This window comes from Tahibacter soli (assembly GCF_025717065.2).
In the GTDB taxonomy this organism is placed as follows: domain Bacteria; phylum Pseudomonadota; class Gammaproteobacteria; order Xanthomonadales; family Rhodanobacteraceae; genus Tahibacter; species Tahibacter soli.
The window spans coordinates 228,255-254,296 of the sequence record NZ_JAOVZO020000003.1; the positions used below are offsets into that span (position 1 = coordinate 228,255).

General features: G+C 67.0%; 21 protein-coding genes. 13 read left to right on the plus strand and 8 right to left on the minus strand.

All coding sequences use genetic code 11. From position 1 onward, the window contains the following. Positions 1-8: 8 nt before the first annotated feature. The 5 genes from OD750_RS03375 to OD750_RS03395 form a co-directional block, all read right to left on the minus strand. Positions 9-473: a chemotaxis protein CheX gene (locus OD750_RS03375; RefSeq protein ID WP_263542798.1), complete on the minus strand. Its 465-nt coding sequence runs from the start codon at positions 471-473 to the stop codon at positions 9-11. Continuing rightward, on the minus strand, positions 470-838 hold the full coding sequence (locus tag OD750_RS03380) for a response regulator transcription factor (protein ID WP_263542799.1): 369 nt from the start codon (positions 836-838) through the stop codon (positions 470-472). Before OD750_RS03380 ends, OD750_RS03375 begins: the two co-directional genes overlap by 4 nt. Continuing rightward, positions 835-2,931, minus strand: a complete 2,097-nt coding sequence (locus OD750_RS03385; RefSeq protein ID WP_263542800.1) for an ATP-binding protein — start codon at positions 2,929-2,931, stop codon at positions 835-837. Before OD750_RS03385 ends, OD750_RS03380 begins: the two co-directional genes overlap by 4 nt. Before the next feature lie 402 nt (positions 2,932-3,333). Then, on the minus strand, positions 3,334-5,355 hold the full coding sequence (locus OD750_RS03390) for an NADPH-dependent 2,4-dienoyl-CoA reductase (protein WP_263542801.1): 2,022 nt from the start codon (positions 5,353-5,355) through the stop codon (positions 3,334-3,336). 147 nt (positions 5,356-5,502) lie between these two features. Beyond that, positions 5,503-6,189 (minus strand): TerC family protein, encoded by a 687-nt coding sequence (locus OD750_RS03395; protein ID WP_263542802.1) that lies wholly within the window; start codon positions 6,187-6,189, stop codon positions 5,503-5,505. 370 nt (positions 6,190-6,559) lie between these two features. Between OD750_RS03395 and OD750_RS03400 the strand changes: the two genes are divergently transcribed. From OD750_RS03400 to OD750_RS03440, 9 genes are all read left to right on the plus strand, one after another. Beyond that, positions 6,560-8,008, plus strand: coding sequence for a bifunctional 2-methylcitrate dehydratase/aconitate hydratase (locus OD750_RS03400; protein ID WP_263542803.1), 1,449 nt, complete (start codon positions 6,560-6,562; stop codon positions 8,006-8,008). Between the two features lie 219 nt (positions 8,009-8,227). After that, positions 8,228-9,346 (plus strand): OmpA family protein, encoded by a 1,119-nt coding sequence (locus tag OD750_RS03405; protein ID WP_263542804.1) that lies wholly within the window; start codon positions 8,228-8,230, stop codon positions 9,344-9,346. A 330-nt stretch (positions 9,347-9,676) separates the two neighbouring features. Next, positions 9,677-10,102, plus strand: coding sequence for a YjfI family protein (locus OD750_RS03410; RefSeq protein WP_263542805.1), 426 nt, complete (start codon positions 9,677-9,679; stop codon positions 10,100-10,102). 6 nt (positions 10,103-10,108) lie between these two features. Next, the gene (locus tag OD750_RS03415; protein ID WP_263542806.1) at positions 10,109-10,882 is read left to right on the plus strand and encodes a PspA/IM30 family protein; all 774 of its coding nucleotides are present in this window, start codon (positions 10,109-10,111) and stop codon (positions 10,880-10,882) included. Positions 10,883-10,941: 59 nt separating this feature from the next. Further along, entirely contained in the window at positions 10,942-11,997 is a 1,056-nt protein-coding gene (locus OD750_RS03420) for a potassium channel family protein (RefSeq protein ID WP_263542807.1), read from the plus strand. Next, a complete protein-coding gene (locus OD750_RS03425) occupies positions 11,994-12,647 on the plus strand; it encodes a YjfK family protein (protein ID WP_263542808.1) in 654 nt (217 codons plus the stop codon). The genes OD750_RS03420 and OD750_RS03425 overlap by 4 nt, the downstream gene beginning before the upstream one ends. A gap of 31 nt (positions 12,648-12,678) precedes the next feature. Continuing rightward, positions 12,679-13,092: a DUF350 domain-containing protein gene (locus tag OD750_RS03430; RefSeq protein ID WP_263542809.1), complete on the plus strand. Its 414-nt coding sequence runs from the start codon at positions 12,679-12,681 to the stop codon at positions 13,090-13,092. Positions 13,093-13,102: 10 nt separating this feature from the next. Next, on the plus strand, positions 13,103-13,663 hold the full coding sequence (locus tag OD750_RS03435; protein WP_263542810.1) for a DUF1190 domain-containing protein: 561 nt from the start codon (positions 13,103-13,105) through the stop codon (positions 13,661-13,663). Continuing rightward, positions 13,663-14,823, plus strand: coding sequence for a glutathionylspermidine synthase family protein (locus OD750_RS03440; protein WP_263542811.1), 1,161 nt, complete (start codon positions 13,663-13,665; stop codon positions 14,821-14,823). Before OD750_RS03435 ends, OD750_RS03440 begins: the two co-directional genes overlap by 1 nt. A gap of 72 nt (positions 14,824-14,895) precedes the next feature. Here OD750_RS03440 and OD750_RS03445 read toward each other — a convergent pair whose 3' ends face one another. Continuing rightward, positions 14,896-15,363 carry a hypothetical protein gene (locus OD750_RS03445; protein WP_263542812.1) on the minus strand — a complete coding sequence of 156 codons (468 nt, stop codon included), beginning with the start codon at positions 15,361-15,363 and terminating at the stop codon, positions 14,896-14,898. 443 nt (positions 15,364-15,806) lie between these two features. On the opposite strand from OD750_RS03445, the gene OD750_RS03450 reads away from it, so the two are divergent. The 4 genes from OD750_RS03450 (at position 15,807) to OD750_RS03465 (ending at position 23,062) form a co-directional block, all read left to right on the plus strand. Further along, positions 15,807-17,417 (plus strand): hypothetical protein, encoded by a 1,611-nt coding sequence (locus OD750_RS03450; RefSeq protein WP_263542813.1) that lies wholly within the window; start codon positions 15,807-15,809, stop codon positions 17,415-17,417. Between the two features lie 215 nt (positions 17,418-17,632). Then, a complete protein-coding gene (locus OD750_RS03455) occupies positions 17,633-19,720 on the plus strand; it encodes a RelA/SpoT family protein (protein ID WP_425508213.1) in 2,088 nt (695 codons plus the stop codon). A gap of 94 nt (positions 19,721-19,814) precedes the next feature. Continuing rightward, the gene (locus tag OD750_RS03460; RefSeq protein WP_263542815.1) at positions 19,815-22,316 is read left to right on the plus strand and encodes a serine/threonine-protein kinase; all 2,502 of its coding nucleotides are present in this window, start codon (positions 19,815-19,817) and stop codon (positions 22,314-22,316) included. Then, on the plus strand, positions 22,316-23,062 hold the full coding sequence (locus OD750_RS03465; protein WP_263542816.1) for an NRDE family protein: 747 nt from the start codon (positions 22,316-22,318) through the stop codon (positions 23,060-23,062). Before OD750_RS03460 ends, OD750_RS03465 begins: the two co-directional genes overlap by 1 nt. Before the next feature lie 10 nt (positions 23,063-23,072). On the opposite strand, the gene OD750_RS03470 is transcribed toward OD750_RS03465, so the two are convergent. Both OD750_RS03470 and phoU read right to left on the minus strand, forming a co-directional pair. Then, the gene (locus tag OD750_RS03470) at positions 23,073-25,214 is read right to left on the minus strand and encodes a prolyl oligopeptidase family serine peptidase (protein WP_263542817.1); all 2,142 of its coding nucleotides are present in this window, start codon (positions 25,212-25,214) and stop codon (positions 23,073-23,075) included. A 102-nt stretch (positions 25,215-25,316) separates the two neighbouring features. Further along, positions 25,317-26,036: a phosphate signaling complex protein PhoU gene (gene phoU, locus OD750_RS03475; RefSeq protein WP_263542818.1), complete on the minus strand. Its 720-nt coding sequence runs from the start codon at positions 26,034-26,036 to the stop codon at positions 25,317-25,319. Positions 26,037-26,042 lie beyond the last annotated feature (6 nt).

Consider the following 26,042-nt stretch of genomic DNA (forward strand, 5'->3'; position numbering starts at 1 on the left):
GGCGACGCTCAGCTCGCGCGTTCGATGTCGACGACGAGCGAGGCGTTGTAGGTTTTCCAGTTGACCATGATCACGTACGGGCGGTCACGGCCCGTATCGCTGCCGGGAATCGCGCCGGCCGCCGTCACCGGCACCGAGATCTCCATGTTCTCGCCGAAATACTTGCGCGCGTTGCCGGCGAGCGTGTTGGCGAGCTCGCCGACCGTGTCGCGCAGGTTGTCTTCGGACTGGTCGGTTTCGTGCAGCGCGACAAGCAGATGCCGGATCATCGCGCGCGGCGCCGACAGCGTGACGCTGCCGCGATACTGGCCGGTGACCATGATCCTGCCCGAGAAATCGTACACCGGAGTCGCTTCGCCCTCGCGTTCGAGATAGGCGCCGCGCACGGCGGCCGGCTCGCGCGTGAGCTGGCCGAAATAGTGCGCCACCGCGTCGGTGAACACCTTGATCTCTTCTTCCTTCAAATCGCTCATGGACGCACGACCTCCTGCAGCGCGGTCACCAACTGATCGTCGGTGAAGGGTTTGTATAAAAAGCCTTGCGCGCCCTTCTTGAGCGCGCGCAGGGCGGTGGGTTTGTCCGACAGCGCCGAGACGACGAGGATGACCACGTCGTTCTTGAGCGCGACCATCTGCTCGGTGGCCTCGACGCCGCCGAGTTCGGGCATCGTCAGGTCCATGGTCACGACGTCCGGCTTCTCGCGCTGGAACATCAGCAGCGCCTCGGCGCCGTTGCGCGCCTGGCCCACGATGTCCATGTTCGGCAGGCGCGCGTCGGCGGCGAGACGCGCAATGCGCTGGCGGATCACGTTGGAGTCGTCGACGATCAATAGTTTCATGCGGTCTGTCTCAACACGGCGGTTTCGGAAACGGCGCTGCCCGGCATCGGGAAACGCATGCGGAATTCGGTGTGCGAGTGGCCCTGCGTCGACATCGAGATGCGTCCCGACAGCGCGTTGACGCGGTTGATCACGACGTCCATGCCGGCGCCGTGGCCGGCGTCGCGCGTGCTGCCGGAGATCGTCGAGACGCCCGGTTCGAAAATCTTCATCACGACGTCGCGGTCGCTCATCGCGTCGATGTCGGCCTGCGCGTAGCGGCCGCTGCGCGCGAGCGCTTCGCGGATGCGCTTGGGGCTGACGCCGCGGCCGTCGTCGCGCACGGTGAATTCGATCGTACGCTGGCCGACGTCGCGACAGGAGAAGTGCACGAGGCCGATCGCCGACTTGCCGAGCTGCTTGCGCTCGTCCGGCTCCTCGATGCCGTGCGCGACCGCGTTGCGCAAGAGCTGCAGGCCGATGCCGCGGATTTCGTCGGCCATCGCCTCGGGCAGCCGGTCGAACACGGGCAGCTCGGCGGTGACCTTGACCTCCTTGCCCTGGTCGGCGGCGATGCGACGGCCCAGGCCGCGCAGCGATTCGACGAAGCGCGCCGACGCGCTGCGTTCGGCTTCGGACACGCCGCCGCCCGAAATGCGGTCGAGGAAGCCGCGCACGCTGTTGACGCTTTCGAACAGGTCGTCGAGGTGCAGCGTGAGCTTCACCATGTCCGCGCCTTCGACGTCGCCGCGGTCGCGCAGCGCGATCAGGTCGGTTTCGAAATCGTGCGCGATGCCTTCGAACATCTCGAGATTGAGCGCGGCCGATTCGCTCTTGATGCTGTGCACGCTGCGGAACACCGCGTTGACGAGCGCGAGGTAGTTTTCACCGGTGCGGCGCGACACCTGGCGCAGTCCGTCGTTGATCTGCTCGAGCGCCGACTCGGTGCGGCGCAGGAACTCGCGCACGTCGGTCGGATCGTTCGACAGCACGCGCAGCAGCACTTCCATCTCCTCGCGCGTGCGCGACTTCGCCGCGGCGACCTGCGCCGCGAGATTCACGCGCTCGGTCGCGTCCTGCACGGTGACGAGGAGGTACGACACGTCTTCGCCCTCGAGCACGCGGTTGAACTGGAAGCCGAGGTAGCGCTTGGCGCCTTCGCTGCCGACTTCGACTTCCGACAGCGGATTGAGGCTGTACACGAGGCTTTCCTTCACGCGCTTGCCGAACAGGAGTTCGACGTAGTCGCGCGCGGCTTCGAGCGTTTGCGGCGTGACCATCGGTCCGAGCATGTCGAACAGGTTCTGGCCGATTGGAACGTCCTTGCGCAGCACGTCCTTGAGCGATGCCGACATCTGTTCGCCGACCTTGTAGTCCGGCGTGATCAGGAACAGGCCTTCCTTCACGGTCGCGAGGATGTCGCCGGTTTCCTTCTGCGCCTTGGCGATGACGCGGTCGGACGCGATCAGGCGGCGGAACGCGAGCAGGGCGGTGAAGATGAAGTTCGCGAGCGCGAGCAGGATGCCGACGACCTGGGCGATACGCAGCACGTTCGTTTCGGCGTTCACGCGATCCTGAGCGTCGTTCACGAGGTCGTTGATCGCGCCGAACAGTTCGCCGTTGTTCGCGCGCGCGTAGGCGACGGCCTTGGCGAGCGGTTCGCCGTCGAACGTCGCGTTGCTCGTGAGCGGCGTCACCAGTGCGTAGTACGGCTGCCACAGCGAGGAGATCTTTTCGGCGGCCCGTATGGCGGCCGGGGTCGACGCGGCCGGGTATTCGATGCCGTCGACGTTGCCCGGCATGCGACCGCCTTCGCGGAACACGCGCGTGGCGTCGTTGATCAGCGTCGCGCGTTCGCGCAGGGCTTTCTGGGCGTCGGCGTTGATCGCACCCTTGCTCGTATAGTCGGCTTCGAGTTCGAGCAGCGCGCGCAAGACGATCTGCGACGACGAGCGTTCGCTACCGGACAGGTCGCGTACGGCGGCGAGGCGGTCGATCTGGTACGAGGCGGTCACGTTGTACGCGATCAGCGCGATGTCGATGGTGACGAACAACGCGATGGCGACCACGATCGCCCGGTACTTTCGCAGAAAGCCCGCTTGATTCGTTTTCATGATTGATCCTGGCTGTGTCGGGCTGCAACAGGCGCGAAGACTCCCGGACTGCCTGACGTCGGCCAGGAAGCGCCCTTTGGGTTTCCAGCGAAGGAGAATCGATCGCAACGCGCGTCTGCGGCGACGGCGCGTAGGTTCGCGTCTTGCGACCCCCAAGACGCGACACGCGCCGCCAGGTACGGCGCATGTGGTGAAAAACCATTGGCGTTTTTCAGTCGCCGACGGCCGAGCTATCCCCTGCTGCGAAGTATGGCACAGCCCGCGAACGGATCGGCATCCGTCGAAACGTGAACTGTGCGCGATTGCGACTATCGTCGTAGAAGATTTGGCGGGAATTGCGCACAGCGCTGTGCGTTTCAAAATGTGAACATACGCAAACACGTGGAAACCGTCATGGAATCCTCAGATCGACGCGGCGAGTTTCGTGCCCTGCGCGATCGCGCGCTTGGCGTCGAGTTCCGCGGCCACGTCGGCGCCGCCGATCAGGTGCGTGCGCATGCCGAGCGCCGCGGCATCGTCGCGACACGAGCGGTTCGGCTCCTGGCCCGCGCACAGCACGATCGTGTCGACCGGCAGTATTTCCTCGGCGCCGCCGCGCGCGATGTGCAGGCCGGCGTCGTCGATGCGTCGGTATTCGACGCCCGCGAGCATCGTTACGCCCTTCGCCTTGAGCGCGGCGCGGTGGACCCAGCCGGTCGTCTTGTTCAGGCGCTCGCCCGGCTTGCCCGCCGTACGCTGCAACAACCACACGGTACGCTCGGACGGTTCCGGCGCCGGCGTCGCCAGCGCGCCGCGCGCGCGGTAGTCGAGATCGACGCCCCATTCGTGCGACCAGCGCGCGATGTCGGTCGTCGGCGACGGCTGCGACTGCGTCAGGAACTCGGCGACGTCGAAACCGATGCCGCCCGCGCCGATCAGCGCGACGCGCCGGCCGACCGGCGCGTCGCGCAGCAGCACGTCGAGATAGCTCACGACCTTCGCGTGACCGACGCCGTCGATCGCCGGACGGCGCGGGTTGACGCCGGTTGCGAAAACGACGTCGTCGAAGTTTTCTTTTTGCAACAATGCGGCATCGACGCGCGTGCCCAGGCGCAGGTCGACGCCGGCTTCCTTCAGGCGCGCACCGAAGTAACGCAGCGTTTCGTGGAACTCCTCCTTGCCCGGAATGCGCTTGGCCATGTTGAACTGGCCGCCGATGCGCTCGGCCTGGTCGTACAGCACGACCGCGTGGCCGCGCTCGGCGAGCGTGGCCGCGCAGGCGAGTCCGGCCGGACCCGCGCCGACGACGGCCACGCGCTTTTTCCGCGCGGCCGGCGAAATCGCAAGCTCGGTTTCAAAGCACGCGCGCGGGTTGACCATGCACGTCGCGCGGCGGTTCTCGAACACATGGTCGAGACACGCCTGGTTGCAAGCGATGCAGGTGTTGATGAGGTCGCTGCGGCCGATGCGAGCCTTGGTCACCCACGCGGGATCGGCGAGCAGCGGGCGCGCCATCGACACCATGTCGGCGTCGCCGGCCGCCAGGATCTTCTCGGCGACGTCGGGCATGTTGATCCGGTTCGTCGTGACGAGCGGCAGCGACACCTCGCCCTTGAGCTTCTTCGTCACCCACGCGAACGCGCCGCGCGGCACGCTCGTGACGATCGTCGGCACGCGCGCCTCGTGCCAGCCGATGCCGGTGTTGATGAGCGTCGCGCCGGCCGCTTCGATAGCCTTCGCGAGCGTCACGACTTCGTCCCACGTCTGCCCGCCGTCGACGAGGTCGAGCATCGACAGGCGATAGACGATGATGAAATTCGGACCGACCGCCGCGCGCGTGCGCCGCACGATCTCGATCGGAAACCGCATGCGTTTTTCGGCGCTGCCGCCGTAGTCGTCGGTGCGCCGATTCGTGCGCTCGACGAGAAACTGATTGATGAGGTAGCCCTCCGAGCCCATCACTTCGATGCCGTCGTAACCGGCGTCCTGTGCGAGCCTGGCGCTGTTGACGAAATCGTCGATGGTCGCTTCGACCGCGCGCGCGGACATAGCGCCCGGCGTGAACGGCGTGATCGGCGACTTGATCTTCGACGGCGCGACCGACAGCGGGTGATAGCCGTAGCGGCCCGCGTGCAGGATCTGCACGCAGACGCGGCCGCCTTCGGCGTGCACGGCCCGCGTGATCTTACGGTGCCGCGCGACGTGCCACGGCATCGACAGCCGGCCCGAGAACGGCTTCAGCCAGCCGCGAACGCTCGGCGAAATGCCGCCGGTGACGATGAGGCCCACGCCGCCCTTCGCGCGTTCGGCGAAATAGGCGGCGAGCTTGTCGAAGTCGCTCGCGCGATCTTCAAGGCCGGTGTGCATCGATCCCATCAGCACGCGGTTCTGCAGCGTGACGAAGCCGAGGTCGAGAGGCGAGAGGAGGTGCGGATAGTCGCTCATGCTGCCGGCCGGTCGCGTGGAGGTCGGCGAACCATGCATACAACTTGTCGAGTCGACAAGTCTAAAAGCGCGGGCGGCGCCAAAAAACCGGCACCAAAAAAACGGCGCGGAAAACCGCGCCGTTCGAGAAGACCTGTTCCGCGAGGGTCAGCTCGCCTTGCGCGCCCGCTGACGCTGTTCGCGCCACCAGCCGAACGCGAGGCCGCCGCCGATCACGAGCGCATACAGCGCCAGCTCCAGCGCCATGCGTCCGCCGATCCACTCCGACACGAACTTTTCGTGCAGGATCATCTTCGCCGCGGTCCACAGCAGCGCGCCGGCGCCGATGTAGATGACGACCGGGAAGCGTTCGACGAGCTTTAAGATCAGCGTCGAGCCCCACACGACGATCGGCACCGAGATCAGGAGGCCGAGTACGACCAGCACGAAGTTGCCGTGCGCGGCGCCCGCGACCGCGAGTACGTTGTCCAGGCCCATCAGCGCGTCGGCGATGATGATCGTGCGCATCGCGTCCCAGAAGCCCGTGACCTTGCTGACTTCGTGCTCGTCGCCGCTCTTGTCTTCGGTCAGAAGCTTGAGCGCGATCGGAATCAGCAGCAGGCCGCCGAGCAGGAGCAGGCCGGGCAGCTTGAGCAGCCACACGACGACGAGCGTCATCGCCGTGCGCACCGCGATCGCGCCGAAGGTGCCCCAGAGAATGGCTTTCTTCTGCAGGTCGCGCGGAAGGTTGCGCGACGCCAGCGCGATCACGATCGCGTTGTCGCCGGCCAGAACGAGGTCGATGACGACGATCGCAAGCAACGCCGTGAAGAAATCGGGGGAAAGAAACTCCATGTGGGCTCCAGGGATTTACGCGCGGGGAGGCTGGAGGACACGGCAAAACGCGCACGCAAGACTTCGCCGTGTCCGGCGAAGGTCTTGCTCACCGCAGCATCCGGGGCGGATGCGACAGCCGCGTGACCGGGGCGAGACGCCCGTGATGACGATCGACGCGCGAGGAGCTACTCCCCTTCGATGCCGGCCTATTTAGCGGCTGGCGCCGGCGAGGTCAAGCGCGGTGTGACGCAACGTTGCAGTTGAGACACAGATTTACATCGGTTTTGCGCGGGAATCGGCAGGCCGCGAACCGCCGATCGTCGATTCTGGCAAACTGCCGCGGCGCCGCGCGTCAACTGGCTCGACCTGCGTGCGGGAAGGAGCGCCGATGTCGCATTCCGATAGCCGTTCGGCCAGCCGCCCCGACCCCGACCAGCCGATGGTCGACATCGCCGACTATGTCGTCGACGGCGCGATCGCGTCGAACGAGGCCTACGACACCGCGCGCCTCGTGCTGCTCGATTCGATCGCCTGCGCGATGCTGGCGATGAAGTTTCCCGAATGCGTCAAGCATCTGGGTCCGCTCGTGCCAGGCGCGACGCTCGCCGGCGGCACGCGCGTGCCGGGAACGAACTACGAGCTCGATCCGGCGCAGGCCGCCTACAACATCGGCGTGCAGGTGCGCTGGCTCGATTTCAACGACACCTGGCTCGCCGCCGAATGGGGCCATCCGTCGGACAACCTCGGCGCGATACTCGGCGTCGCCGACTGGCTGAGCCGCCGCGACGCCGCCGCCGGCAAGCTGCCGCTGACGGTTCGCGACGTTCTCGCCGCCGCGATCAAGGCGCACGAAATCCAGGGCTGCTACGCGCTCAGGAACGCGTTCAACCGCGTCGGCCTCGATCACGTGATCCTCGTGCGTCTGGCGTCGACCGCGGTGGCGACGCGGCTCATGGGCGGCACGAAGGACGACATCGTCAACGCGGTCAGCCACAGCTGGATCGACAACGGCGCGCTGCGCACGTATCGCCACGCGCCGAACACGGGACCGCGCAAGAGCTGGGCCGCCGGCGACGCTTGTCGCCGCGCGGTGATCCACGCGCTGAACGCGCTCAAGGGCTGCGTGGGCTATCCCTCGGCGCTGACCGCGAAAACCTGGGGCTTCTACGACGTCGCGTTCGGCGGCAAGGCGTTCGAGTTCGAGCGGCCTTTCGGCAGCTACGTCATGGAGAACGTGCTGTTCAAGCTGAGCTTCCCGGCCGAATTCCACGCGCAGACCGCGGTGGAATGCGCGATGCGCCTGCACGCCGACGTCGCCGGCCGGCTCGACCGGATCGCGCGGATCGACATCCGGACGCAGGAAGCGGGCATGCGCATCATCGACAAGACCGGCCCGCTCGCCAACTATGCCGATCGCGACCACTGCATCCAGTACATGGTCGCCGTGCCGTTGATCTTCGGCCGCCTGACCGCCGACGACTACGGCGACGACGTCGCCGCCGATCCGCGCATCGACGCGTTGCGCGATCGCACGGTCGTGCGCGAGAACCCCCAGTTCACGCGCGACTATTTCGATCCGGACAGGCGCTACATCGGCAATTCGGTGCAGGTGTTCTTCGACGACGGGACGAGTACCGACAGGGTCAGCGTCGACTATCCGATCGGCCACCGCCGCCGCCGCGCCGAGGGGCTGCCCGTGCTGCTGGCAAAGTTCGAAAGCGCGCTCGCCGGCCACCTGCCGGCGCGCCGTACCCGCGAAATTCTCGACGCGTGCCGCGATCCGGCGCGATTCGATTCGATGCCCGTTCACGAGTTAATGACGTTGCTTGCCTCGTAATCAGCGCACTCGGCAATTGTTAAGAAGTGATGAGTAGAACATGAACGAGGGGGGCGGCAGTTGGAGACAGGTGATTGATTTTGCTAGACTGCCGCGGCCCGAGGATTGGGCATCAATTGTTAAGGCCACGCCATCGCCACTTTTTGTTAAAGTGAACCGGCTTTGCGTCCTGACGGGGTGGAGTGGACGCTCGCAATAACACCAATGAGGAGACTCCGAATGAAACGTACTGGCTTGTTTGCGCTGATCGCTCTTGCGCTCGGCGGCATGGGCGCGGCCCAGGCGCAGGACTACAGCAACTGGTACATCGCCCCGCGTGTCGGTGCGGTGATTCCCGATAGTGCCCGCAACACCGAAACCTCGCTGTTCACCGGCCTGGGCATCGGCTACTGGGCGACCCCGAACTTCGCGGTCGACTTCGAGTGGACGCTGAACAACGCGGACTACGAGAACGATTCCCCGCGCCGCAACCACGAATGGGAAAGCGTGGGCCTCGGCGTGTCGGGCCGCTACTTCTTCGGCGAGCAGGGTTCCGCGTGGCGTCCGTACGTCATGGGCGGCCTCGGCGCGCTGCGCCATGCGCCGGTCTCGGGCTTCCTGCTCAAGCCGAACAAGGTCAACGGCTGGGATCCGGCCGCGACCCTCGGCGTCGGCGTGCAGTACAACTTCGGCGACCGCACCGCGTTCCGCGGCGAAATCGCCGGCCGCTACGACCGTGACAACAACTCGGTCGCGACCGAGAACCACTTCGTCGACGCGATTGCCAGCGTCGGCCTCGTGATCAACTTCGGCGGCGCCGCTCCGGCCGCTCCGGAATCCAAGCCGGTCGAACAGCCGGTCACGCCGCCGACGTCGTGCCGCGACCTCGACGACGACAAGGACGGCGTGAACAACTGCGACGACCGCTGCCCGAACACGGCCGCCGGTACGATCGTCGGTCCGGATGGCTGCGACCAGATCGTCACGATCGACCTGCGCGGCGTGAACTTCAAGTTCGACCGTCCGAAGTCGAGCGAGAAGGACATCACCCCGACGCTGCAGGAGCCGACCTCCGAGTCGCTGGCGATCCTCGACCAGGCCGTCGACACCCTGAAGCGCTACCCGAACGTCCGCGTTGAAGTGGCCGGCCACACCGACTCCGTCGGTACCGACCAGTACAACCAGGGCCTGTCCGAGCGTCGCGCCCGCATCGTGTACGACTACCTGACCTCGCACGGCATCGACGCGAGCCGTCTGTCGGGTCCGGTCGGCTTCGGCGAGTCCAAGCCGCTCGACACGAACAGCACGAAGGAAGGCCGCGCGCGCAACCGTCGCACGGAACTCGGCGTCGAGAAGTAAGCCGGGTAGCTTTATCGCAATACGTCGTACCGAAAGCCCGGCCTCGTGCCGGGCTTTCTCTTTCAGGAGCCGGCGACGCATCGCGGGCTCCGCCGCACGATCCGTCACGAGACCTCGCAGGATCGGACGGACGGATGATGCGCAGCCGCAAAACCTCGGCGCGTGTGCCGTTCGGGGGGCTTGTGCGGGTTGCGCTTAGGCGTCAGATTACCGCCTCGCCGATGCGTCGACGTCGCGAGCGGACCGCGTGAACTGTTCGATTCGTGCCTGCTTGCGCGTTGACCTTCCGGCGTCGACCATCACGATCCATCGCAGGAGGCCAAGACCATCGTGAACACCCCCTGGACCACCCACTCCCTGTTCGACGCGTTGAAATCCGACGCGAGCGCCGATCTCGGCGGCATCGATCTCGAACTCGTCGGCGGCGTCGAACCGACCGTCAGCATCGTCATGCGCGAGCACGGCGATCTCGGCCTGCAGCTGGCCGTTTCCGGCGGCGAAATCTTCGTCTCCGCGCCGCTGTGCCTGGCAAGCCAGGTCAAGAACGTCGCCGAGTTCAACGAGGCGTGCCTGCGCCTCAATCCGCTCAATCCGCTGTCGAACCTCGGCCTCCAGAACGTCAACGGCGAAGACCTCTACATCGTTTTCGGCGAACTCTCCAGCCGTTCGCCGCTCGATGCGGTCGTCGAAGAAATTCGCGTTCTCGCCGACAATACCCTCCAGGCCGCCGAGGCCTTCGCCGACCATCTGAAGTGACCCGCCATGGCCAGCATCTGGACCAAGATCATCACCCTGTTCCGCGGCGCCGCCCATGAAGCCGGCACCGCCGTCGTCGACGCCAACGCGCTGCGCATTCTCGATCAGGAAGTGCGCGATGCGCAGAACGCGCTCGTCCGCTCCCGCGACGATCTCGCCAAGATCATGGCGCAGCGCAAGATTTCGGCCGACAAGCTCGGCGCCAAGCAAGCCAAGCAGGCCGAATACGGCAACTACATCCGCGAAGCGCTGAGCCGCGACAACCGCGCCCTGGCGCAGGAAGTGGCGAACAAGCTCGCCGCCGTCGAAGCCGACATCGCGACCGATTCGAAGGTCATCGCCGACTACGACGCCAGCATCTCCAAGCTGCAGGCGTCGGCACGCCAGGCCGAAACGGTCATCAACCGGCTCAAGCAGCAGATCGACACCGTCAAGGCGACCGAAAGCGTGCAGCGCGCGCAGGCGGCGCTCGCGGCGAACACGGCCGGCACCGGCGCGAAGCTGTCGACCGCGCTCGATTCGCTCGAACGCATCAAGCAGCGCCAGACCGAGCGCGCCGCGCAGCTCGAAGTCGCCGAAGAAATGGGCAAGAACCAGGGCGAAGACGCCGATCTGCACCGCCGCCTCGAACAGGCCGGCATCGTGCCGGGCGCCTCGTCGGGCGATTCGATCCTCGCGCGGTTCGAACGCGAGCAGCGTCCGGCGCTGTCGCACGAATCGGCGCCGCAGCTCGGCCAGTCGGTCGGCGCGACGCCCGACTCGGTGCCGAAGAACGGTTGACGGCAAACGTCGCGCGGTCCGGCGGTGCCGGACCGCGCGACACGGGGAGAGGGCCGACCATGCCGGTGATGTTGCGTGTGGTCCGTGCGTTGCGGCGCCATCTGGCGCTGATGAGCTGGGGCGTTCTGCTCGCGCTCGTCGTGCTGCATTGCCTCGTCAGTCTCGAGCTCATGATCGTTTCGGGCGAGAGCAAGCTGGTCGAAGGCGGCGTCTGGTTCTACTACTACATGGTCACCGCCGCGACGATCGGCTACGGCGATTTCTCGCCGCAGACCGACGCCGGGCGCTGGGTCGCCACGCTCTGGCTGCTGCCGGGGGCGGTGACGCTGTTCGCCATGTTCATCGGCAAGGCCACTACCGGCATGATCGATTCGTGGAGGGCGCGCGCCATGGGCAAACACAGCTATACCGCGATGCACGGCCATACCGTCATCGTCGGCTGGATGGGACGCGACACGCTGCGCACGATCGCGCTGCTGCTCGAAGACACCGTGACCGACGACGAGGGTATCGTGCTCGTCGCGTCGGAAGAGATCGAAAATCCGCGGCCCGAGGAAATCCGTTTCGTACGGCTCGAATCGCTCGCCGACCCGTCCGGCTACGCGCGCGTGTCGATCGGCGAGGCCGCACGCGTGATCGTCAACGCCGCAACCGACGAGCAGACGCTCGCGGCGGCGTTCGCCGTGCTCGCGAACAAGCCGCGCGGCCACGTCGTCGTGACGTTCGACCGGCCCGACACCTGCGCGGTATTGAAAGCGCACTATCCCAACGTGGAGTGCGTGCTCCCGCTGCACGTCGAGGTGATGGTGCGCGCGGCGCAGGACGCCGGCAGTGCCGCGGTCGCGACCGAACTCCTCGCCGCGGCCGGCGGCGCCACGCAGTTCAGCCTGCGCGTGCCGGAGCAGTCGGCCGAGCTTGCGTTCGGCAAGCTGTTCAACGCGTTCAAGCACGAGCACGCGGCGACGCTGCTCGGCTACACCCCGGCGGAATGCGGCGCCGCGCCGCGTCTGAATCCGCCCGATTCCGACCGCGTCGCGCCGAAAGCGACGCTTTACTACATCGCCGACCGGCGCGTCGATCCGGCGCGGGTCGCGTGGGGAGCCTGTATACAATGAGCTGGTTGGGAAAGATTTTCGGCGGCGACAAGCCCGAGGAGCCGGCGAGCGCGCCGGCAGGCCCGTACGGACTGCGCCTGCGCGGTGCGGTCAGCGTCGATGCGCTGCCGTTTCAGATGGCCGGCGACAAGCTGGTGTTCGAACCGCCCGAAGGGCACCAGGCGATCGAGGCCTGGGGCGAGGTCGAGCTCGGCGGCGGCGCGCGCATCCACCGCTACTACCTCACCGACGACGCGTTCGTGCAGGTCAACACGACGGCGGGTCAGGTCGACGGCGTGAAAATGTTCATGTTTCACGAAACGCGCAATCCGCCGAACCAGTCGGCGTTCAACGACTGGGTCAAACGCGGCTCGCTGATCGGCGCGCAGCACATCGACATCGCCGGGCAGCGCTACGTTCGCGTCTGGGGAGACACGCCCGAGTCGGCGTGGGCGCCGCCGGTCGTGTTCGACGAGAAGGTGTACAGCAAGGATCCGACCGAGCCCGACTACGATCTCACGCACTACGCGATGCTGTATCAGCGCGAAGTGCCGGGGCTCGACCGCTACGAATACCTGCTCGTCAGCGCCGAGGACTACGGTCCGGATGAATATTGCATCACGTTTTCGATCGGCGTCGATGTGACGCAGGCCGATCTGACCATCACCTGAGTCGCCTCAGATCAATGACACGGAGTAAGCCATGACCGACACGATTCTGCGTTACCTCGACGGCCTGCCGGCGTTCTTGTCCTATTTCGCGATCGCGATCGCGCTCATCATCGTGTTCTGCTACGTCTACACGCTGATCACGCCGCACCACGAGTTCACGCTGATCAAGGAAAACAAGGCCGCCGCGGCGACCGCGTTCGGCGGCTCGCTGATCGGTTTCGCGCTGCCGCTGCACGCGACGATCTCGCACGCGGTGAATCTCGTCGACCTGACGCTCTGGGGCATCGTCGCGCTCGTCGTGCAGCTCGCGACGTTCTACGGCATCCGGCTGTTCCTGCGCGATCTGCCCGAGCGCATCGCGCGCGACGAACTCGCGGCCGGCATCTTCGTCGCGACGGTGTCGATCGCCGTGGGCCTCCTCAATGCGGCCAGCATGACCTACTGAGGGAAGCGCCATGAAACGATCCCACACCGTGCGCCTGCTGCTGATGGGCGCGGCCCCCATCGTACTGACCGCATGCGAATCGGAAGAACCGGTCAGCCTGTACAAGGACGTCGCCGAATGCGTCGCGTCGGCCAAGCTGACGCAGGACCAGTGCGACGCCGCGTTCAACCACGCCAAGTCCGAGCATGAGCGCGTCGCGCCGCGCTACACCTCGCAGAAGGACTGCGAAACCGACTTCGGCGCGTCCGGCTGCCAGACCATCAATCACGGCGCCGGCATCCAGTACATTCCGCTGATGGCCGCGTACGCGCTCGGCTACTACGCCGGGCGGCCGAACTATTACCAATCGCAACCCTTGTACTATTCCAACGTGGGGTGGAGCGGCGGCGGAGGCGGTTATCTCAACTCCGGCGGGCAGCAGGTCGCACGCACCACCGGCGATTCGCGCGTCGCGCGCAGCGCGATGGAAGCGCCGACGCGCGCCGTGACGATGTCGCGTTCGGGCTTCGGTTCGTCCGCCAGCGCGCGCGGTAGCTGGGGTGGCGGCGGTGGCAAGAGCAGCGGCAGCTGATGAAAAGAATCGCGATCGACGAACGTCCGGACTGGCGCGACTCGGCGGCCGAGCTCGGCTTCCGCTTTCACACGATCGACGGCGAGCCGTACTGGGACGAGACGGCCTACTACGCGTTCTCGCTCGCGCAGATCGAGAACGATCTCGAAGACCCGACCGCCGAATTGCACCAGATGGCGATGTCGCTCGTCGGTGAAGTCGTCGAAAGCCAGGAGCTGATGGAAAAGCTCGCGATACCCGAGGCGTATCGCGACTGGATCGCCGCGTCGTGGCGCGAGCGCGAGCCGCATCTGTACGGGCGCATGGATCTTGCCTACGACGGCAACGGTCCGGCGAAACTGTACGAGCTCAACTACGACACGCCGACGTCGCTGTACGAAGCGGCGTTTTTCCAATGGGTGTGGCTCGACCAGCGCAAGCAGAGCGGTGCGATACCCGACGGCGCCGACCAGTACAACCAGATCCAGGATCTTCTCGTCGAAGCGTTCGGCACGATCGCGCCGGGCCTGCCCAAGCCGCTGTACTTCTCGGCCGTGCGCGACTCGCTCGAAGACCAGGGGACGATCGCCTACCTGCGCGACTGCGCCGAACAGGCCGGCATCTCGACGAACACGATCGCGATCGAGGACATCGGCCTGTCCGCCGACGGCCGCTATACCGACCTCGACGACTACGTCATCCCGGCGCTGTTCAAGCTGTATCCGCTGGAGTTCCTGTTCGCAGAACGCTTCGGGCCGGCGCTGCCGACATCGGGCATCCGGCTCATCGAGCCGCCGTGGAAGTCGATCCTGTCGAACAAGGGCGCGCTGCCGCTGCTGTGGGAGCGTCATCGCGGGCATCCGAACCTGCTCGAAGCGCACTTCGAAACCGGCGACGAAGGCGTGCTCGCGCCGGGCTGGGTGCGCAAGCCGCTGTTCTCGCGCGAGGGCGCGAACGTGCAGTTGAAGCTCGCCGACGGCTCCATGCACGAATCGCCGGGGCCGTACGACGACGCGCCCTGGATCCGTCAGGCGTATCACGCGCTGCCGCAATTCGAAGGGAACTATGCGGTCGTGGGGAGCTGGGTCGTCGCCGACCGGCCCGCCGGTATCGGCATTCGCGAGGACGCCTCGCTGATCACCCGGGATACGTCGCGCTTCCTGCCGCACGTCATTCTGTAGAGCCCGCTTGCCGAGCCTCGTTCGCCGTCCGGGACGGCGAACGAGGTCCCGGAAGTCAACGCGGCCAGGAAGTCACTTGATGCGCTTGACGCGCAGGCTGCAGCCGCAGCCCTCGACCGTCATCAGCCAGCTTCCCATCAGCATCGGCTTGATGCGGACCGCCGGATTCGTCAGGCCCAGGTCGGAGCGCTGGCTCGTTTCCGCCTGCTGCCAGACCTGCCCGTTGTCGAGCCGGAACACCGTCTTGCCGAGCCAGCCGGTGAGCTTGCCGTCGATATGCGCCTCGATGACTTCGCGTTCCTTTTCGTTCGGGTAGAACTCGAGCGATTCGCCTTTCGCAACCGGAGCGCCGGGGGCGAGGCCGTGAATGCGCAGCCAGTCGTTGAGCGACTTGAGCTCGTCCGGCGTCAGCTTGCCGAGGCCGGCCGCATTGAACTCGGATTGCTTCATGCGCTCTTCGAGCGTTGAGAATTCGGCCGCCCGGGCGGTGCCCAGGCAGGCCAGCACGAGGCCCAGTACGACGGTCCAGCGCTTGTGCATCGGATCACCTCAAGAGGATCGTTGCCGCCGCAGCGGCGGCAAATCGCAGGAATTGTAACCGTGTTGCGGCGCTCTTCGGGTGCGTGGCGGGGGCTTGACAAACCGTTGCGGGATGTAACGAGTAACCGCAAATTAACAATGTAACCCCCGGTGCTGCTTATACTTGCGCCGTCAGCGGGCGTTCCGTGGCAGGCGTGCAGGCCGAAACGGAGCGTCAGGGGATGCGATCTGGGGGAAAACCAGGGGCAACTCGTCGTTGGTCTTGTAACGGGCACAGTCGTGCCCGTCGACTCTCAGCATCAGGTGCGTTGGTGAACAAAACGATGAAGCAGTTTCGTTCTTTCCGTTCGTGTGGAGCAGTTCTGGCTCTGTCTCTCGCTCCGCTCGCGGCGATCAACGCGGCGACACTGAATATCAACGAAGAAAAAGTCGATTTCCCGACCATGCAGGTCGTGCCGTATGCCGGCGGTACGTCGACGCAGCTCGGCGTGCAGATGCCGCTGCTGTGCGCCTTGCTGCGCGCGCCGAATCAGACGCCGGTACCGCCCCCGCTGGAAGGCGCGAACAGCTACATCAACCCGACGTTCGGCAATATCGTTTTCGGACCGGTGTCGCCGACCGCCGCGAACCAGCAGACGCCGATTCCCGGTGTCGCCACCTGGACCTACACGAGCTCGGGTCTTTCGATGCTCGGCGATCCCAGCCTGATCTGTTACGGCACGAGCGGCAACGGCGTCATGCGCTACAGCTCGGGCCTGTTCGTCGACGACTTCGAACCGCTCGGCTTCGACGCCTCGATCGTTTCGCGCGTCGTGCAGCTGCCGTCGATCAACAACGGCTACGTGTACAAGTATTACGTCGATTTCGCGATCCCGGTGCTGTCGCAGACCAACAACGTCGTCATCGGGCTGCGCGACGGTTACGACAAGTCGCTGTTCGATTCGACGACGTCTTACTACTGCACGGTGGCGACCACGACGTCCACCGAGTGCAATTCGACGTCGATTCACGACAACCTCAGCGTGACAGTCGCGATTCCGGCCGGAAACATGGTGCTCGGACGCTACATCGTCTTCCGTCCGCTCAAGGCGGGCGTGACGAGCCTGCCGGTCACGAGCTCGCCGGTGACCATCGCCGCGCTGTATCTGCCCGACGGCTATGAAAAGCGCGTCGACAACAACGTTTCGGCGACCTATGGCTCGCTGACCGACGCGCGCCCGGAAATCGTCGCCTCGGCCACGACCTCGGCGCTCGCGACGCTCACCGAAGGCGGCAGCCTGAACGGCGTCACGTTCGGCCTCGACGACGACACCACCGAAACGACCGGCAACCTGCTCAGTGCCGAAGCCACGCTGACGTTCAACAACGTTCCGTTCCAGACGACGGTCAACTGCGGCTCGGCGACGCCGATCACGGCGAGCCCGCGCGTGACGCGCACCTGCAGCTTCGACGTGGTCACGCCGGCGATCGACTACGCGACCGACATCGCGCTGAATACCTACGCGCCGGGCGTCTCGGCGAATCTGCGGATCGTCGCGACCGACCCGCGCGGCCAGACGACCACGCTCGACCTGCCGATCCACGTCAGGAGCCTCGACAACGACAAGCCGGTCTTCGGCTTCTCGACGCGGTTCGCGCCGCCGGCGGCCGGTCCGGACAAGACGCCGACGGTGACCTGCTCGCAGGCCGTCTCGGATTCGCCGCAGTGCGTCGGTTCGATCAGCGATTTCCTGGTCGACATCGCGCCGGGCCCGGAAGGCGCTACGGACGAAGTGGCCGCGCAGACCGTGGCGCTGGTGCCTGATACGAGTACCGGCCGCAACGGCAACATCGCGTGCGTGCTCGACAGCGGCTCTGCGCAGATCTTCGGGCTGAACGGCGGTCCGCGCGTCACGCTGACCAGCGGCGGCAAGGTCGGGAGCATCGCATATGGCCTCGGCAAGTCCCAGGGCTCCGCGACCTGCACGGTCAAGATCACCGACGGCGGCACCTTCTATACCGGCCAGTCGGCGTCGAACGAAACCAAGACGTTCCGTATCGTCGTCGCGCCTTAGTCGCCGGCGATCGTCCGTCTACGAGGCCCCGGTCACGACCGGGGCCTCGTCGTTTCTGCAGGCGGCGAACGAGTCGCGGCACACGTTCGCTACAATTGCCGCACGCGGTCCCGCAACCCGGCCGCGCGGATTCGCGGCAATCGTCGAGGTCGTTTCTGAAACGCGGCATATCCACCACGAGCCTTGCGCAATGGCCGGCCCTGCGAGCGCAGACGCTGCCGTTGGGCGGGGAGCTTGCGAACGCGTGCCTGCGCCTTGCGGCGGCGCTCGAACATCCCGAGGCCGGTCCCAAGCTGCGCGCGCAGGAGTCGATCGTCGCCGGCGCGCTCGAACTCCTGGACGACCTCGGGCTCGACGACGAAACGCTCGCGGCGACGATCCTGTTCGAGTTGTCGCGCGCCGGCTTTGCGCAGGACGCCGAACCCTCGGCGAGCATCCGACCGCTGCTCGAAGGCCAGATCGCCGCGCAGAAGGTGTGGTCGCTGTACGCCGCGCGCGGTACGGCGACGAGCGCCGAAGGCCTGCGGCGGCTGCTGCTGGCGATCGTTCGCGATCTGCGCGTCGTGTTCATCCTGCTCGCGCGGCAGCTCGCGCGCCTGCGCGGCGCTCAGGCGCTGCCCGAGGACGAGCGCCGCGCGCTCGCGCAGCTCACCGCCGACATCCACGCGCCGCTCGCCAACCGCCTCGGCATCTGGCAGCTCAAGTGGGAACTCGAAGACCTCGCGTTCCGTCATTCGCAGCCCGAAACGTACAAGCGCATCGCCAAGCTCCTCGACGAGCGGCGCGGCGACCGCGAGGCGTACATCGCCGCGTCGATCCAGACGCTGCGCGCCGCGCTCGACGAGGCCGGCATCGCCGCCGACATCGCGGGCCGGCCCAAGCACATCTATTCGATCTGGAAGAAGATGCAGCGCAAGGACGGCGATTTCGGCGCGCTGTACGACATCCGCGCGCTGCGCCTTCTCGTCAAGGACGTGCCGGCCTGCTACGCCGCGCTCGGGGTCGTGCACACGCTGTGGCCGTACATCCAGGGCGAGTTCGACGACTACATCGCGCGGCCGAAGGGCAACCACTACCAGTCGCTGCACACGGCGGTCGTCGGCCTCGAAGGCAAGACGCTCGAAGTGCAGATTCGTACCCACGAGATGCACGCGCACGCCGAACTCGGCGTCGCCGCGCACTGGCGCTACAAGGAAGGCGGCGGCGGCGACGCGAGCTTCGAGCGCAAGGTCGCATGGATGCGCCAGCTGCTCGAAAGCAAGGACGATCACGACGACGACGCGGCGCTGCTCGCCGGCCTGCGCACCGACCTGCACGAAGACCGCGTCTATCTCCTGACGCCGCGCGGCGAGGTCATGGACCTGCCGCTCGGCGCGACCGTGCTCGACTTCGCCTACCACGTGCACACCGACGTCGGTCATCGCTGCCGTGGCGCGAAGGTCAACGGCCGCATCGTGCCGCTGACGTTCGCGCCGTCGAGCGGCGATCGCATCGAAATTCTCACCGCGAAAGAAACCGCGCCGCGCCGCGACTGGCTCAGCGCGCAGCACGGATTTCTCAACACGCATCGGGCGCGCGAAAAAGTGCGCGCCTGGTTCAAACGCATCGACCTTGCGGCCAATCTCGCCGCCGGCCGCGCGATTCTCGACAAGGAATTGAAGCGCCTGGCGCTTTCCAATGTGGAATTGGATAGTCTGCCGCCGCGCTTCCATCTGAAGACGCTGGAAGAGCTTCTCGTCGCGCTGGCGCTCGGCGACGTCGGCGCGGCGCAGATCGCGCGCGCGCTGCACGAAATGACCGCGCCGCCGAAACCGGCGGCGCCGCCGGCGCTGCGACCGCCGAAGCCCGGCAACAAGGACGCCCTGACGATCGAAGGCGTCGGCAATCTCCTGACGCAGCTCGCACGCTGCTGCCAGCCGCTGCCGGGCGACGCCGTGCTCGGCTTCATCACGCGCGGCCGCGGCGTCTCGGTGCATCGCGCCGACTGCGCGAGTCTCGCGCGCCTGCGTACGCGCGACCCGAGCCGCGTGATCGAAGTGGAGTGGGGCAACCGGCGCGAACAGGCGTACGAGGTCGACGTGCTGGTCAAGGGCTACGACCGCAAGTGGCTGCACAAGGACATCACGAACGTCATCGCCGCCGCCAACGCCCACCTCCTCGCTGTGAACACGCGCGTCGATCCGGTGTCGGGCCTGGCGACGATGAACTTCGCGCTGCGCGTGACCGACTACGGCCAGCTGTCGAGCCTCCTGGGCAAACTCGCGGCCGTACCGAACGTGATGGAAGCGCGCCGGCTCGCCTGAACGCGCGGCGTCGCGTCCCGGGCGGTGCGGCGTCGCATGCTATGCTCGCGTCGCGAAGCCGCGTCCCTCGCGGCGTCACCGGTTGTCGTATCGCATGATCGAGATTCCTGGTTACCGCGTTTTGCGCCCGCTGGGGCGGGGCGGCATGGCGACGGTCTATCTGGCCATGCAGGAATCCGTCGACCGCGAAGTGGCGCTCAAGGTCATGTCGCCGACCCTGCTTGCCGATCCGACCTACGGCGAGCGTTTTCTGCGCGAAGCGCGCATCGCCGCGAAACTGCATCACCCGCACGTCGTCGGCATCCACGACGTCGGCAGGCATGGCGACTATTTCTACATTGCGATGGAGTATCTTTCGGGCGGCGCCGTGCTCGACGAGGACGGCCGCGCGCGCGACGTGCCGTTCGCGCTGCGCGTCGTGCGTGAAATCTCCAAGGCGCTGCACTACGCGAACGCGAAAAATTTCGTGCATCGCGACGTCAAGCCCGACAACATCCTGCTGCGCGAGGACGGCTCGTCAGCGCTGACCGACTTCGGCATCGCGCGTGCGAACGACTCGGCCACGCGCATGACGCGCACCGGCGCCGTCGTCGGCACGCCGCACTACATGAGCCCGGAACAGGCGCGCGGCCGCACGCTCGACGGGCGCTCCGACCTGTACAGCCTCGGCATCGTCATGTACGAGCTTCTGGTCGGCCGCGTGCCGTACCACGCCGAGGATTCGCTCGCGGTCGGCATCATGCACATCACGCAGCCGATCCCGCAGCTGCCTAACGAGTACAAGGCGCTGCAGCCGACGCTCGACCGCCTGCTCGCGAAGGAACCCGAACAGCGCTTCCAGGACGGCGCGGCCGTCTGCGCCGCGATCGAAGCGATCGAGCGGCGCTTCGAAAACGGCGAGCTGCAGGATCTCGTCCGCGCGCGCCCGCGCACGCCGCCGGCGACGCTGGCCGTGGCCGCGGTACCGCCGTCGTTCGGCCAGCGCGCCGAGCCGAGCTTCGGCAGCATCGACGACATCGCGGTCGATACGCCGCGCGGGTCCGACTATCGCCGCGCGCAGCAGCGCGAGCGCAAAGGCTCGGGTGCCGGCGCGCGCTGGATCTTCGTCGGCGCGTTCGTGTTTCTGATCGCGGCAGGCGGCTACGCGCTGTGGCGCAACCAGGACAAACTCCGCGCGCTGCTGCCGCGCACCGAGCTCAACGACCAGCTCGCGCGCGGCGAAGCGGCGCTCAAGGCCGGGCGCCTCGTCGGCACGAACGGCGACAGCGCGCGCGAACTGTTCGAGGCGGCGCGCAGCGCCGACTCCGACAACGAAATCGCGCGCGGCGGCCTGCGCCGCGTCGGCGAGGCGCTGATCGCGCAGGCGACCGAAGCCACCGCCAGTCGCGATTTTGCGACGGCACGCGCTCGTCTCGCCGATGCGCGCGCGCTGCTCGCGGGAGGCCCCGCGGTCGAAAAGGCCGAAGCAGAACTCAAACGGGCGGAGTCGCAGGGCACGCAGATCGTCGAACTGTTCGATCGCGCCGAAGCCGCGCTCGCGAACGGCAAGCTGCTCGGTGCCGACGGTGCGGTCGCGCTGTACGAGAAGGTGATCGCGGCCGATGCGTCGAGCGCGCCGGCACAGGCCGGTCTGCGCAAGGCCGGTGCCGCGCTTGCCGCGCAGGCGCGAGAGCTCGTGGCGCAAGGCAAGCTCGACGATGCCGCCGCGCGCATCGAAGACATCGCCCGGGCGATTCCGAGCGATCCGTCGATTCCGAATCTGCGCGCCGACCTCGCCACGGCGCGCACGGCGGCCGGCGCGGCGGTCGACGCGCAGCTCGCCAAGGCGCAGGAGCTGCTGCGCGCCGGCCGCATCACCGGCACCGGCGAAAACGCGCTCGCGCTGTATCAGGCCGTCCTCGCGAAAGACACGAACAATGCGAAGGCGCGCGCCGGGCTCGGTCAGGTGGTGCAGGCCCTCGTCGTGCAGGCGAACGCCGCGCTCGATGAAGACAACGCGACGACGGCCGACCGTCTGATCCGCCAGGCCGAGCAGCTCGCGCCGAATTCGGCCGATCTCGCCGCCGCAAAGGGCCGCCTGCGCGAACTTCGCGAACAAGTGGAAATTGCCGCATCGCGGCCAGTGGCGACGCCCGAACAGCAGCAGAAGGTGGCGGGCCTGCTCGCGGCCGCCGAGAAAGCCGCCGCGGCCGGCAAGCTGATGCTGCCGCCCGGCGAATCGGCGTACGACCGCTATCGCGCGGCGCTCGCGATCGACGGCAACAACGCGCAGGCGCTTGCCGGACTGCAGGACCTGCCGCAGCGCGCGCGCGACCAGTTCAACGTCGCGGTTGGCGAGCAGAAGCTCGACCGCGCGCGCGACCTCGTCGAAACGCTCGCGCAGCTGTCGCCCGGCGACGCGAGCTTGTCGACGCTGCGTGCGCGCCTCGCCGAAGCGTGGCTTGACGAGGCCGATCGCCGCGTCGGCGAAAACCGCGCGCAGGACGCGCGGCGCGCGCTCGACGCCGCGCGCGATCTGGCCCCGTACAACCCGCGCCTGACCGTGCTCGAGCAGAAGCTGCGCGAACTCGGCGCCGGCGGTTCCGGCTTCCGCTGATGTGCCTGCTGCTGGTCGCGGTCGAGCGCGTGCCGGGCCGCCCGCTGCTGCTGCTCGGCAATCGCGACGAGTTCCACGAGCGCGCCAGCGCCGTCGCGGCGCCGTGGGCCGACGTGCCGGGCGTCGTCGGCGGACGCGACCTGGAAGCCGGCGGCAGCTGGCTCGCGGCGAACCGCAACGGACGCTTCGCCGCGGTGACGAACATCCGGCTTGCCGCAATCCGCCGCGGCCCGCGCTCGCGCGGCGACCTCGTGCGCGAGTTCGTTGCCGGCGACGTGCCGGCGGCAGCGTATCTGCGTGAGCTTTCCGCTCATGTGAACGACTATGCGCCGTTCAACCTCGTCGTCGCCGACGCGGACGGCGCGTGGTGCTTCGAAAGTCCCGGCGCGCGCGTGAATGCGCTGACGCCGGGCGTGCATCTCGTCAGCAACGGACCGCTCGACGCACCGTGGCCGAAAATGCAGCGACTGCGCGCGCTGTTCGCCGACGCGATCGCGCGTGGCGCCGACGATGCGGCGCTGCTCGATCTTCTGCGCGACCGCGCGACGCCGCCCGACGGCGAACTGCCGGACACCGGCTTCGGTCTCGAGAGGGAGCGTTTCCTGTCGCCGATCTTCGTGCAGAGCGTGCTGTACGGCACGCGTGCGAGCACGCTGGCGTGGCGCGGCGGCGACGGCCGCATCGGCCTGCGCGAGCGCAGCTACGACGCCGCCGGTCGGCTCACCGGCGACGTCGTCGTCGATTGAGCGTCGCGCGTTACTGCGCGAGCCCGAACGCCTTGAGAATGAACGCGTAGACGTCGGCCGTTTCGGCGATCTGCTTCGTCGTCGGCTTGCCCTGGCCGTGGCCCGCGCGCACGTCGATGCGGATCAGCTGAGGCTTGCCGGTCGGATTCGCCGCCTGCATCGCCGCGGCGAACTTGAAGCTGTGCGCCGGAAACACGCGATCGTCGTGATCGCCGGTGGTGATCAGCGTGGCCGGATAGTTCACGCCGCGCTTGACGTTGTGCAGCGGCGAATACGCATGGATCGCCTTGAACTCGGCCGCGTCGAGCACCGAACCGAAGTCGGATTCCCACGCCTTGCCGATCGTGAACTCGCGGAAGCGCAGCATGTCGAGCACGCCGACGGCGGGTACCGCCGCGGCGAACAGATCCGGGCGCTGCAGTTCGACCGCGCCGACCAGCAGGCCGCCGTTCGAACCGCCGCGAATCGCGAGGCGTTGCGGCGTCGTATATTTTTCAGCAATGAGATACTCGGCGGCGGCGATGAAGTCGTCGAACACGTTCTGCTTGTTGAGCTTCATGCCGCCTTCGTGCCAGGCGTTGCCGTACTCGCTGCCGCCGCGCAGGTTGGCCACCGCGTAGACGCCGCCGAGGTCGAGCCAGCCTGCGACCGACGCCGAGAACTGCGGCGTCATCGGCACGTTGAAGCCGCCGTAGCCGTAGAGGATCGTCGGGTTCGCACCGTCGAGCGCGAGGCCCTTCTTGCGCGTGATGAACATCGGCACGCGCGTGCCGTCCTTGCTGCGGTAGAACACCTGCACGGTTTCGTACTGGGAGCCGTCGAACGCGAGCGTCGGCGCGTGCAGCAGCGTGCTCTTGTCGGTGTCGAAATCGTATTGGTAGATCGAGGTCGGTTCGGTGTAGCTCGTATACAGGTAGAAACCGACCTTGTCGCTCGCGTGACCGGTGATCGTGCTCGCGCTGCCGAGGCCGGGCAGTGCGACCTCGCCCTTGGGCTTGCCGTCGAGCGTGTAGCGGCGCATCGCGGTGTGCGCGTTCTCGAGCGTCGAGACGACGACCTGGCCGCCGACGAGCTTGGCCGACTGCAGGAGATGCTCGCTTTCCGGGACGATCGTCTTCCAGTGCTTGCGGTCGGGTCTGGCGACGTCGATCGCGATGACGCGGTAGTTCGACGCGCCGTCGTCGCTGCGGAAATAGAACTTCGTGCCGACGTTGCCGAGAAAGCCGTAGTCGTTGCGCCACTCGCCGACGAGCTCGCGCAGTTTGCTCTTCGGATTGCGCAGGTCGCGGTACAGCACGAGATTCTTGTCCTCGGTGCTGCGCGCGACGCTCACGACGAGATAGCGGCCGTCTTCGGTCACCTGCGGCGAGAACATCCAGTCGGGCTGGTCGCGCTGCTCGTGCACGAGCACGTCGGCCGACTGCGGTGTGCCGAGCTTGTGCCAGTACAGCTTCTGGAATTCGTTCTTCGCCTTCAGGGCGTTCTCGCCGGCCGGCTCGGCGTAGCGCCCGTACCAGAAGCCCTTGCCGTCGCGGCTCCAGGCGACGCCGGCGAATTTCACCCACTTGACCACATCGTCGGTCGGCTTGCCGCTGGCGACGTCGAGCACGTGCCATTCTTCCCAGTCCGAACCGCCCGAAGAAAGGCCGTAGGCCATCCAGCGGCCGTCGGCGCTGAACTCGACGCTCTTGAGCGCCACGGTACCGTCGGCCGACAGGGTGTTCGGATCGAGCAGCACGCGGCCGTCGCTGTCGGGGCGGTCGGCGACGTAGAGCACCGACTGGTTCTGCAGGCCGTTGTTCTTGAACCAGAACCACTGCTTGCCTTCGCGGAACGGCGCGCCCCAGCGTGCGAAGTTCCAGATTTCGGTCAGGCGCGCGGCGATGCGCTCGCGGCCCGGAATTTGTCCCAGATAGTCAAAAGTGACTTTGTTCTGCGCCTCGATCCAGGCCTTCGTGTCGGCCGAATCGATGTCTTCGAGCCAGCGATACGGATCGGCTACCTGCACGCCGTGGTACGTGTCGACCTGGTCGACCGTGCGCGAGGCGGGATAGGCGAGGGCGGCGGCGGCAGGCTTGTCCGGCTTGACGGCCGGCTGGCACGCGGCGAGCGCGAATACGACGGGGAGCGCGGCGAAACGGAGCATGCGCATGCGGGCTGACCTTCGGGGCTGGACCAAAGCCGCGACGATAAGCCGGCGCCTGAACGTCGTCCAGCGCCTTGCGTCACGGGCAAGGCGCCGGATCACGTACGACTACGGCTTGGTCATCGCGCTCGTGAGATCGCCCTTGCGGCGCGCCTCGACCAGCGTTTCGCCGTGCACGAGGAAGTACACGTTCTCGGCGATGTTGGTCGCGTGGTCGCCGATGCGCTCGATGTTCTTGGCCATGAACAGCAGGTGCGCGCACGGCGTGATGTTGCGCGGATCTTCCATCATGTACGTGAGCAGTTCGCGGAACAGCGCGGTGTAGAGCGTGTCGAGCTGCTCGTCGCGCTCCCACACTTCGTGCGCGGCGGCCGAGTCGCGGTTGCGATAGGCCGTGAGCACGTCCTCGAGCATTTCGCCGGCGACCTGCGCCAGACGCGGCAGCGCCGCGGCCGACGGCACGGGCGCCGCCTGGTTCAGCGCGATGCCGCGCTTGGCGACGTTCGCGGCGTAGTCGCCGATGCGTTCGATGTCGGCGGCGATGCGCAGCGCGGCGAGCACTTCGCGCAGGTCGCGCGCGATCGGCTGGCGCAAAGCGAGCAGGCGCAGCACGTCGTGGCTGACGTCGTGTTCGATCGCGTCGAGCGTGCCGTCGCGTTCGACGACGCGCGCGGCGAGTTCGCTGTTGCGTTCTTCGACGGCCTCGGACGCACTGGCGAGCTGGTCGGCGGCGATCTTGCCCATGCGCAGGATCTCTTCGATCAGGCGCGCGAGTTCCGCGTCGTAGCTCTTGCTGATGTGTTCCTGGCCGATATGCGGGTCGGTCATGACGAT

What these genes read in the sequence shown, in the direction of transcription:
- OD750_RS03465 (WP_263542816.1), top strand. Translation starts at nt 22,316, where the DNA reads ATGTGCCTGCTGCTGGTCGCGGTCGAGCGCGTGCCGGGCCGCCCGCTG.
- OD750_RS03435 (WP_263542810.1), top strand. Translation starts at nt 13,103, where the DNA reads ATGAAACGATCCCACACCGTGCGCCTGCTGCTGATGGGCGCGGCCCCC.
- OD750_RS03420 (WP_263542807.1), top strand. Translation starts at nt 10,942, where the DNA reads ATGCCGGTGATGTTGCGTGTGGTCCGTGCGTTGCGGCGCCATCTGGCG.
- OD750_RS03415 (WP_263542806.1), top strand. Translation starts at nt 10,109, where the DNA reads ATGGCCAGCATCTGGACCAAGATCATCACCCTGTTCCGCGGCGCCGCC.
- OD750_RS03430 (WP_263542809.1), top strand. Translation starts at nt 12,679, where the DNA reads ATGACCGACACGATTCTGCGTTACCTCGACGGCCTGCCGGCGTTCTTG.
- OD750_RS03445 (WP_263542812.1), bottom strand. Translation starts at nt 15,363, where the DNA reads ATGCACAAGCGCTGGACCGTCGTACTGGGCCTCGTGCTGGCCTGCCTG.
- OD750_RS03380 (WP_263542799.1), bottom strand. Translation starts at nt 838, where the DNA reads ATGAAACTATTGATCGTCGACGACTCCAACGTGATCCGCCAGCGCATT.
- OD750_RS03450 (WP_263542813.1), top strand. Translation starts at nt 15,807, where the DNA reads ATGCAGGTCGTGCCGTATGCCGGCGGTACGTCGACGCAGCTCGGCGTG.
- OD750_RS03440 (WP_263542811.1), top strand. Translation starts at nt 13,663, where the DNA reads ATGAAAAGAATCGCGATCGACGAACGTCCGGACTGGCGCGACTCGGCG.
- OD750_RS03395 (WP_263542802.1), bottom strand. Translation starts at nt 6,189, where the DNA reads ATGGAGTTTCTTTCCCCCGATTTCTTCACGGCGTTGCTTGCGATCGTC.
- OD750_RS03385 (WP_263542800.1), bottom strand. Translation starts at nt 2,931, where the DNA reads ATGAAAACGAATCAAGCGGGCTTTCTGCGAAAGTACCGGGCGATCGTG.
- OD750_RS03425 (WP_263542808.1), top strand. Translation starts at nt 11,994, where the DNA reads ATGAGCTGGTTGGGAAAGATTTTCGGCGGCGACAAGCCCGAGGAGCCG.
- OD750_RS03375 (WP_263542798.1), bottom strand. Translation starts at nt 473, where the DNA reads ATGAGCGATTTGAAGGAAGAAGAGATCAAGGTGTTCACCGACGCGGTG.
- OD750_RS03390 (WP_263542801.1), bottom strand. Translation starts at nt 5,355, where the DNA reads ATGAGCGACTATCCGCACCTCCTCTCGCCTCTCGACCTCGGCTTCGTC.
- phoU (WP_263542818.1), bottom strand. Translation starts at nt 26,036, where the DNA reads ATGACCGACCCGCATATCGGCCAGGAACACATCAGCAAGAGCTACGAC.
- OD750_RS03405 (WP_263542804.1), top strand. Translation starts at nt 8,228, where the DNA reads ATGAAACGTACTGGCTTGTTTGCGCTGATCGCTCTTGCGCTCGGCGGC.
- OD750_RS03460 (WP_263542815.1), top strand. Translation starts at nt 19,815, where the DNA reads ATGATCGAGATTCCTGGTTACCGCGTTTTGCGCCCGCTGGGGCGGGGC.
- OD750_RS03470 (WP_263542817.1), bottom strand. Translation starts at nt 25,214, where the DNA reads ATGCGCATGCTCCGTTTCGCCGCGCTCCCCGTCGTATTCGCGCTCGCC.
- OD750_RS03400 (WP_263542803.1), top strand. Translation starts at nt 6,560, where the DNA reads ATGTCGCATTCCGATAGCCGTTCGGCCAGCCGCCCCGACCCCGACCAG.